The sequence below is a fragment of the Streptococcus sp. 2021WUSS109 genome (assembly GCF_044427305.1).
GTDB lineage: Bacteria > Bacillota > Bacilli > Lactobacillales > Streptococcaceae > Streptococcus > Streptococcus suis.
Window position 1 is genome coordinate 1 of sequence record NZ_JAOTGF010000036.1, and the last position, 9,253, is coordinate 9,253.

Annotated in this window: 9 protein-coding genes and 1 pseudogene; all 10 read left to right on the plus strand. The window is 37.8% G+C overall.

Annotation, left to right across the window (positions count from 1 at the left end):
- The first annotated feature begins 69 nt into the window (after positions 1-69).
- On the plus strand, positions 70-837 hold the full coding sequence (locus ODU37_RS10160; RefSeq protein ID WP_398580483.1) for a DeoR/GlpR family DNA-binding transcription regulator: 768 nt from the start codon (positions 70-72) through the stop codon (positions 835-837).
- Between the two features lie 205 nt (positions 838-1,042).
- Positions 1,043-1,465 carry a galactose-6-phosphate isomerase subunit LacA gene (lacA, locus tag ODU37_RS10165; RefSeq protein ID WP_002935225.1) on the plus strand — a complete coding sequence of 141 codons (423 nt, stop codon included), beginning with the start codon at positions 1,043-1,045 and terminating at the stop codon, positions 1,463-1,465.
- Between the two features lie 26 nt (positions 1,466-1,491).
- Complete coding sequence (gene lacB, locus ODU37_RS10170) at positions 1,492-2,007, plus strand: galactose-6-phosphate isomerase subunit LacB (protein WP_105159117.1); 516 nt, start codon at positions 1,492-1,494, stop codon at positions 2,005-2,007.
- Between the two features lie 9 nt (positions 2,008-2,016).
- The gene (locus ODU37_RS10175; protein WP_105159116.1) at positions 2,017-2,949 is read left to right on the plus strand and encodes a tagatose-6-phosphate kinase; all 933 of its coding nucleotides are present in this window, start codon (positions 2,017-2,019) and stop codon (positions 2,947-2,949) included.
- Between the two features lies 1 nt (position 2,950).
- Complete coding sequence (gene lacD / locus ODU37_RS10180) at positions 2,951-3,928, plus strand: tagatose-bisphosphate aldolase (protein WP_105159115.1); 978 nt, start codon at positions 2,951-2,953, stop codon at positions 3,926-3,928.
- Positions 3,929-4,116: 188 nt separating this feature from the next.
- A complete protein-coding gene (locus tag ODU37_RS10185) occupies positions 4,117-4,950 on the plus strand; it encodes a PRD domain-containing protein (protein WP_249562571.1) in 834 nt (277 codons plus the stop codon).
- Between the two features lie 30 nt (positions 4,951-4,980).
- Positions 4,981-5,298, plus strand: coding sequence for a PTS lactose/cellobiose transporter subunit IIA (locus ODU37_RS10190; RefSeq protein WP_003048451.1), 318 nt, complete (start codon positions 4,981-4,983; stop codon positions 5,296-5,298).
- The gene (locus tag ODU37_RS10195; RefSeq protein WP_002941140.1) at positions 5,298-6,977 is read left to right on the plus strand and encodes a lactose-specific PTS transporter subunit EIIC; all 1,680 of its coding nucleotides are present in this window, start codon (positions 5,298-5,300) and stop codon (positions 6,975-6,977) included. Before ODU37_RS10190 ends, ODU37_RS10195 begins: the two co-directional genes overlap by 1 nt.
- A gap of 234 nt (positions 6,978-7,211) precedes the next feature.
- Positions 7,212-8,618: a 6-phospho-beta-galactosidase gene (lacG, locus tag ODU37_RS10200; RefSeq protein ID WP_105148091.1), complete on the plus strand. Its 1,407-nt coding sequence runs from the start codon at positions 7,212-7,214 to the stop codon at positions 8,616-8,618.
- Between the two features lie 64 nt (positions 8,619-8,682).
- Positions 8,683-9,253, plus strand: a pseudogene (locus ODU37_RS10205) (aldose 1-epimerase family protein); the annotation flags it as partial.

Here is a 9,253-nt window from a genome sequence, read left to right on the forward strand (position 1 = left end):
AATGTTCAAAATTCCAACATATTCTTGTTGATTTTTGATATAATGTAAAAAAACAACAAAGGATTAAACATGAATAAACGAGAACGACTGGAAGAAATTACACGTTTGGTAAACAAAAAAGGTACTATTCGAATTTCTGAGATTGTTGAATTGCTAAATGTTACTGATATGACCGTTCGACGTGATTTTATAGAATTGGAAGAGCAAGGAGTTTTAACCAAAATCCATGGCGGGGCTAGAAGTAATAAGGCTTTTCAATATCGTGAATATTCTCATTCTGAGAAACACATTCAAAATAAGGAAGCAAAGCAAGAGATAGCAGAAAGAGCTGCACAGCTGATAGAAGATGGAGACACGGTATTTTTAGGTCCAGGAACAACAGTTGCCTTTCTGGCTGAGGCCATTAAAAATCCTCGTCTCACTGTCATCACAAACTGTATGCCTGTTTTTACCATCTTATCTCAAAAGAAGACAGAGGATTTTCAAGTCTTTCTCTTAGGAGGAGAATATCGCCAAGTGACAGAATCGTTTGTAGGAGAAATTACCAATACAAGTTTAGAAAAAATGCGATTCAGCAAGATTTTCTTTTCAGGTAACGGACTTAAGGGAACTGATGTCATGACCTCTACCCTAGCCGAAGCCTATACGCAAAATATTGCCATTAAACATTCTTTAGAAAAATATCTACTGCTAGATGCCTCGAAAATTGGAAAAGATGATTTTACTTCTTTTAGTGATTTGAATGATTTGACAGTACTAGTGACAGATATGAATGCGAATGATGAAAACTACCAATTATTACATAACCACATTGAAATTATTTCTACAAAATCATAAAGTTATCAAAACCAACAGTAAAATGTTGGTTTTTTGTTTGCATGCGAAAAAAATAAACAAAAATAAAACAAAATATGTTGACTTCGTGTTTGTTTGGTTGTATAATTTAAACATAAAAAGCGAAAACGCTTTTTCTAAGTTTTGCAAAACAAAGATTTTCTGCCAAATATGGCTACAACTTTCTATTTTTGTTAGGAGATAGGTTATGACAATCATTATCGGTGCTGATCCAGCGGGTTCAAAACTAAAAGACGTTATTAAAGATTATTTGCTAGAAAAATCATATGACTTTAAAGATGTCAGTGATGGAAGTGATTTTGTTGATACAACTTTGGCAGTAGTTGCAGAAGTTAATCAACAGGAAGGAAATCTTGGCATTGTGATTGATGCTTATGGTGTTGGTCCATTTATGACCGCAACTAAAGTCAAAGGCATGATTGCTGCAGAAGTTTCAGACGAACGTTCTGCCTATATGACAAGAGGACACAACAATTCGCGTATTATTACAATCGGTAGTGAGATTGTAGGAGAAGGAATTGCTAAAAATATCGTTAAAGGATTTGTTGAAGGTGAGTATGATGGTGGCCGTCACCAAATTCGTGTCGATATGTTAAATAAAATGTGCTAATTGTTGTAAACAAAGGAGAATAAGAGATGAAAATTGCAATCGGTTGTGACCACATTGTAACCTATGAAAAAATCGCTGTGGTAGATTATTTGAAAAATCAAGGATATGAAGTGTTGGACTTTGGGACTTATGACAATGTTCGTACTCATTACCCAATCTTTGGTAAAAAAGTTGGTGAAGCTGTTGCAAGCGGACAAGCAGATTTGGGAATTTGTATTTGTGGAACAGGTGTTGGAATCAACAATGCTGTAAACAAGGTACCTGGTGTTCGATCAGCCCTGGTTCGTGATATGACCTCTGCACTCTATGCAAAAGAAGAGTTAAACGCCAACGTCATTGGTTTTGGAGGAAAGATTACAGGTGAGTTGCTCATGTGCGACATCATTGAAGCCTTCATTAAAGCAGAATACAAGCCGACTGAAGAAAACCAACGTTTAATTGAAAAGATTGCTGCAGTTGAAACTCGCAATCAAGAGCAAGCTAATCCAGAGTTCTTTACGGAATTTCTTGAAAAGTGGGATCGTGGAGAATACCACGACTAGGAGGCTCACATGATTTTGACGATCACATTAAATCCGTCAGTTGATATTGCCTATCAATTGGATACCTTTCATTTAGATACGGTCAATCGAGTAGAAAAAGTTCAAAAAACAGCTGGTGGTAAGGGGCTAAATGTCACACGAGTTTTGAAACAAATTGGTGAAGATGTTGTAGCAACAGGCTTTATTGGCGGTGAGATTGGAAGTTATGTAAAGAAACAACTCACTCGAAATGATATTAAAAATTCCTTTGTGGAAATTGGGAGCGAAACACGTAACTGTATTGCGGTTCTTCATGATGGCAAACAGACGGAGATTTTAGAACAAGGACCAACTATTCAAGAACATGAAGCCTTGAATTTTATTGAACACCTTGAAATTATCCTGAACAATGTAGATGTTGTTGTTATTTCAGGAAGTTTGCCTAAGGGACTTGCTAGCAATTATTATGTTGAGATTGTAGAACTTTGTAAAAAATTCGGTGTAGCTGTTGTTTTGGATTGTTCTGGTGAGGCGCTGAAAAACGTTTTAGAAAGCCAGCAGAAGCCGACAATTATTAAGCCGAATACAGAAGAGTTATCACAACTGATTGGTAAAGAAGTTACTGATGATATTCAAGAGTTGAAATCAGTTTTGTCTGGTCAACTTTTCCAAGGAATTGATTGGATAGTCGTCTCATTAGGGGCACAGGGTGCTTTTGCCAAGCACAATGACAAGTTCTATCGTGTGAAAATTCCAAAAATAAATGTCGTCAATCCAGTAGGTTCGGGTGACTCAACTGTTGCAGGTATTGCAGCTAGTTTGGTACATGCCTTACCTGAAGCAGAATTATTAAAAAATGCTAATGTTTTGGGCATGCTAAATGCCCAGGAAGAACAGACGGGTTGCGTCAATTTAGAAAATGCAGAATCGTTGTATTCTCAAATCGAAGTCGAAGAGGTATAATATGGTAGTAACAGCAGACAAAAGAAAATACATGGAAAAAGTAAGCAATAAAGCAGGTATTATTTCAGCTTTAGCTTTTGACCAACGTGGAGCCCTGAAAAAAATGATGGCAAAACATCAGACAGAAGAACCTACTGTGGAGCAGATGGAAGAACTAAAGAAACTAGTTTCAGAGGAATTAACACAGTTTTCTTCCTCAATTCTGTTAGATCCTGAATTTGGTTTGCCAGCATCACGCGCCCGTGACGAACAGTGCGGTTTGCTCTTAGCTTATGAAAAAACTGGCTATGATACAAGCTCAACTAGTCGATTACCAGATTGCCTAGTAGAGTGGTCTGTAAAACGACTAAAAGAAGAAGGGGCAGATGCTATCAAGTTCCTACTCTATTATGATGTTGATGGAGACCCATACGTCAATCTTCAAAAACATGCCTATATTGAACGCTTAGGTTCAGAATGTCAGGCTGAAGGGTTACCATTCTTCTTGGAAATTTTGAGCTACGATGAGACGATTGATGACAATGCTAGCGTTGAGTTTGCTAAAGTTAAACCTAGAAAAGTAAATGAAGCCATGAAAGTATTTTCTAACGAACGCTTTGGAGTAGATGTTCTCAAGGTAGAAGTACCTGTGAACATGAATTTTGTAGAAGGCTTTGGAACAGGGGAAGTCGTTTATACAAAAGACGAAGCAGCCGAACATTTCCGTCAACAAGAAGCATCAACTCATTTGCCCTACATTTATCTAAGTGCAGGTGTCTCTGCAAAACTCTTCCAAGATACTCTAGTGTTTGCACATGAAGCAGGTGCTAAATTTAATGGTGTTCTCTGCGGTCGTGCAACATGGGCAGGTGTTGTGCCAGTTTACATTGAACAAGGAGAAGAAGCAGCACGTGAATGGTTACGAACTATTGGTCGTGAAAATATTGAAGGACTTGATGCCGTCTTGTCTCAAACTGCTACTTCTTGGCTAGAAAAATAATATAAAAAATAACCATTTTCTTAAAAGAAAGGGTTTACATTTTCTGAGAATATGCTATAATAATCTCATCAATAAGAATAGAGTGGATTGTAACTAATTCGATTAGGCAAGACTACAAATGGATTTGAGAGTAGAATATTCTCGGTTTGTTTGTAGTCTTTTTTTGCTTAAAAATATAGGAGGGATTTATGTTTAGGATTATACAGTCACTAAATAATAACGCTGCTCTGGTAAAAAATGAACATGGGGAACAGGCAGTCGTGATGGGCTTAGGTATAACCTTTCAAAAGAAAAAGGGAGATTTAATTGTTAAGGATAAGATAGAGAATATCTTTTCGCTAAAAAATGATGAAGCCAAAGAAAATTTTCTAACCTTATTAAAAGATATTCCCTTAGATTTTATTTCTGCAACCTACACGGTTATCAATCATCTTGTAGCAACCTATCATTACCCTGTACAAGAATATCTCTATGTGACACTGACAGATCATATCTATTGTGCCTATCAGGCGGTTTTAAAGAATACTTATCAAGAAAGTAAGTTACCCAATATTTTAGCCGAATATCCATTGGAATATAAAATGGCGCGTGAAGCCTTAGCTATGTTTCGTGAAAAGTTGCTAAAAGAGCTTCCGAATGATGAGATTGGTAGAATTGCACTTCACTTAATTAATGCAAAGGGTGAAACCATTCATCCCACAAGTGAAGAACAGGACATCAGCAAAAAAATTATAACAGATGTTGAACAAATTCTAACGGAGAATGGGATTAAACGCACAAAAGAAAATAGCAATTTTTATGATCGCTTTATGATTCACCTATCCTATTTTCTGAATTACTTAGATAGATCCCATCAGTCAAATGAATCGATTGCTAGTTTGGAACAGTACATCAAGCTCCAGAATCCAAGAGCCCATCAGGTTGGAAGTCAGATTTTTGAGATGATTACATCATTGGTTGATGAGCCAGTAAATGATAGTGAAAGGTTCTATATTGTACTACATATTCAACGGTTATTGTAAATCAATTCAATTTTAAAGGAGGTTCATATTATGAACAGAGAAGAAATTACGTTATTAGGTTTTGAGATTGTTGCATTTGCTGGTGATGCACGTTCTCGATTGATGGAGGCACTGGCTGCTGCTCAAAAAGGTGATTACGCAAAAGCAGAAGAACTAGTTGAAGCGGCCAATGCTTGTATTGTTGAAGCCCACCATGCTCAGACAAGTTTGTTGCAGAAAGAAGCGGCTGGTGAGGATTTAGCCTTTAGTGTGACGCTCATGCATGGTCAAGACCATCTCATGACGACATTGTTATTGAAAGATATGATGAGTCATATGATTGAACTTTACAAACGAGGTGATAAGTAATGAATAAATTGATTGAATTCATTGAGAAAGGGAAACCTTTTTTTGAAAAGATTTCGAGAAACCCTTATTTAAGGGCTATCCGTGATGGTTTTATCGCTGCCATGCCAGTTATCTTGTTCTCAAGTATCTTTCTATTGGTAGCTTTCGTGCCTAATATCTTTGGTTTTACTTGGTCAGATGAAGCAGTTGCAGCTATCATGAAACCTTACGGTTATACAATGGGTATTGTAGCTGTCTTAGTTGCAGGAACGACCGCAAAATCTTTGACAGATGCGTTTAACCGTCAATTGCCAAAAACCAATCAAATCAACTTCATTTCAACCATGATTGCCTCAATTTCAGGTTTCTTATTACTGGCTTCTGATGGTATTGAAGGTGGATTTGCCAATGGATACATGGGAACTAAGGGACTTTTGACAGCCTTTCTAGCAGCCTTCATTACGGTTAATATCTATAAGGTCTGTGTGAAAAACAATGTCACCATTCGTATGCCAGACGAAGTTCCACCGAACGTATCCCAGGCATTTAAAGATGTGATTCCATATGCATTGTCTATCTTTGTCTTGTATGGAATTGATCTTGTGACACGTCAATTCCTTGGAACAAACGTTGCTGAGGCGATTCTGAAATTATTTGAGCCTCTGTTTACAGCTGCAGATGGTTATGTTGGTATTACAATTATCTTTGGTGCCTATGCTTTGTTCTGGTTTGTAGGGATTCATGGTCCATCTATTGTTGAACCAGCAATTGCAGCCATTACTTATGCTAATATTGAAACCAACTTCCAGCTTTTACAGGCGGGTCAACATGCGGACAAAATCCTGACTTCAGGTACTCAAATGTTTATCGTGACAATGGGTGGTACAGGTGCTACCTTGGTTGTGCCATTCATGTTTATGTGGTTGACTAAGTCTAAACGAAATAAAGCAATTGGACGTGCTTCAGTTGTTCCAACTTTCTTTGGTGTAAACGAACCGATCTTGTTCGGTGCACCACTTGTACTCAACCCAGTATTCTTTGTTCCATTCATCTTAGCTCCAATTGCTAACGTATGGATTTTCAAGTTCTTTGTTGATACGCTAAAAATGAACAGTTTCAGCGTTAACTTGCCATGGACAACTCCAGGACCATTGGGGATTGTAATGGGGACAAACTTTGCTCCACTTGCCTTTGCACTAGCTATCTTATTGGTAGTTGTCGATGTACTTATCTATTATCCATTCTTGAAAGTTTACGATGAGCAAATTCTTGCTGAAGAACAATCAGGGAAAGTTGAAAATAGCTTGAAAGAGAAAGTGGCGGCTAACTTTAATACTGCCAAAGCGGATGCTATTCTTGAAAAGGCTGCAGTCGATACCGAAATTTCTGAACAAACCAACGTTCTGGTACTTTGTGCAGGGGGTGGTACAAGCGGATTGCTTGCCAACGCTCTAACTAAAGCTGCAAAAGAATATGGTGTTCCAGTTACAGCTACAGCAGGAAGTTATGGGGCACACCGTGAAATTTTGCCAGAGTATCAATTAGTCATCCTTGCACCTCAAGTAGCATCAAACTACGATGACATTAAACAAGAAACCGATGCATTGGGCATTAAACTCGCCAAAACTGAAGGGGCTCAATACATTAAACTCACACGTGATGGTCAAGGTGCTCTTGACTTTGTCAAACAACAGTTTTAGAACCTACATTCACAGTTCAGCACTTCCATCTAAGGCTAGTTTTTCAGCTACTCATCGTTAGTTTTTTTCAAAATACAGTCAGTATTCCTTCAAAAAACCGCCTTGATTAGCGAAAAACTATCTCTTATATACAAGCACTTCACTTGTGAATACAGGTTCTTAATCAAAAGGGGAGGGTGTTATCATCTCCAACTCCTACCCCTTTATTTATTTTTGATAGAAGAAGGTAGGCATATGGTTAAAACATTACCGAAAGATTTTATATTTGGTGGAGCAACTGCTGCATATCAAGCAGAGGGTGCTACACAGACGGATGGAAAAGGTCGTGTTGCATGGGATAAGTATCTAGAAGATAATTACTGGTACACTGCGGAACCAGCTTCTGATTTTTATAATCGTTATCCAGTTGATTTAGAACTAAGTGAACAATTTGGGGTAAACGGCATTCGTATTTCAATTGCGTGGTCTCGTATCTTACCAACAGGCTTTGGAGAAGTGAATCCAAAGGGAGTAGAGTTTTACCATAAATTATTTGCGGAATGCCATAAACGTCACGTAGAACCATTTGTAACGCTCCACCATTTTGATACACCAGAAACGCTACATTCTAATGGTGACTTTCTAAATCGAGATAACATTGAACACTTTGTCAATTACGCAGCGTTTTGCTTCAAAGAATTCCCTGAAGTTAATTACTGGACTACCTTTAATGAAATCGGCCCAATTGGTGACGGTCAGTATCTTGTTGGGAAGTTCCCGCCAGGTATTCAGTATGATTTAGCTAAAGTATTCCAATCTCATCACAATATGATGGTTTCACATGCCAAGGCAGTTAAGCTCTACAAGGATGCTGGCTATAGCGGAGAAATTGGTGTTGTACATGCATTGCCAACGAAATATCCTTATGATCCAACCAATCCAGATGATGTCCGTGCAGCGGAACTTGAAGATATTATTCACAATAAATTTATCCTAGATGCTACATACTTGGGTTACTATTCTGAAAAGACTCTTGAAGGGGTTCGTCATATTCTGAAAGTAAATGGTGGGGAATTAGACCTTCGTGATGAAGACTTTGCTGCCTTAGATGCCGCAAAAGATTTGAACGACTTCTTGGGCATCAATTACTATATGAGTGATTGGATGAGGGCTCATGACGGTGAGACTGAAATTATCCATAATGGTAAAGGTGAAAAGGGAAGTTCTAAGTATCAAATCAAGGGAGTTGGTCGTAGAGAGTCTCCAGTTGATATTCCAAAAACGGACTGGGATTGGATTATCTATCCGCAAGGCCTTTATGATCAAATCATGCGTGTGAAAAATGACTATCCAAACTATAAGAAAATCTACATCACTGAAAACGGCCTAGGCTATAAAGATGAGTTTGTAGATGGTACAGTCTATGACGATGGTCGAATCGACTACGTGAAAAAGCATTTAGAAGTGATTTCAGATGCTATCTCAGATGGTGCCAATGTTAAAGGTTATTTCATCTGGTCCTTGATGGATGTATTTTCTTGGTCAAATGGATACGAGAAACGATATGGATTGTTCTATGTTGACTTTGAGACCCAAGAACGTTATCCAAAGAAAAGTGCTTATTGGTATAAAAAAGTAGCGGAAACACAGGTTATTGAATAAAACTAATACAAGGATGCCTAGCTCAAGTTAGCATCCTTGTTTTCATATAAGGGAGGCAGTTTTTATGCTCGAATTAAAAAATGAGAACTTAACAGTACAATTTTCTGAATTAGGTGGGCAAATTATTTCTATTAAAGACAAGGATGGTATCGAATATCTTTGGCAAGGAGATCCGACCTATTGGAGCGGTCAAGCACCAGTTCTATTTCCGATTTGTGGAAGTTTACGAAATGATTGGGCTATCTATGAACCTGCAGAAAGATTGACATTTACAGGCACAATTCCAAGGCATGGACTTGTGAGAAAAATGCTGTTCAAAAATGTAAATAGTACCAAAAACTCTTTGGAATTTTCTATTTCATCAAATGAGGAAACTGTCAAAAATTACCCTTTTGAATTTGAACTTTCCATTAACTACTCACTACTTGGCAATACAATTCGAACTGAATATCGGGTGAAAAACCTTGAGGGACATAGAAAGCTACCTTACTTTATTGGGGGTCACCCAGGTTTTAATTGTCCCTTGTTGGATGGTGAGAGTTATGAAGACTATTATTTAGAATTTGAAAAAGTAGAATCTTGTACAGTACCTAGAAGTTTTCCAGAAACTGGCTTACTTGATCTGCGAGACCGCC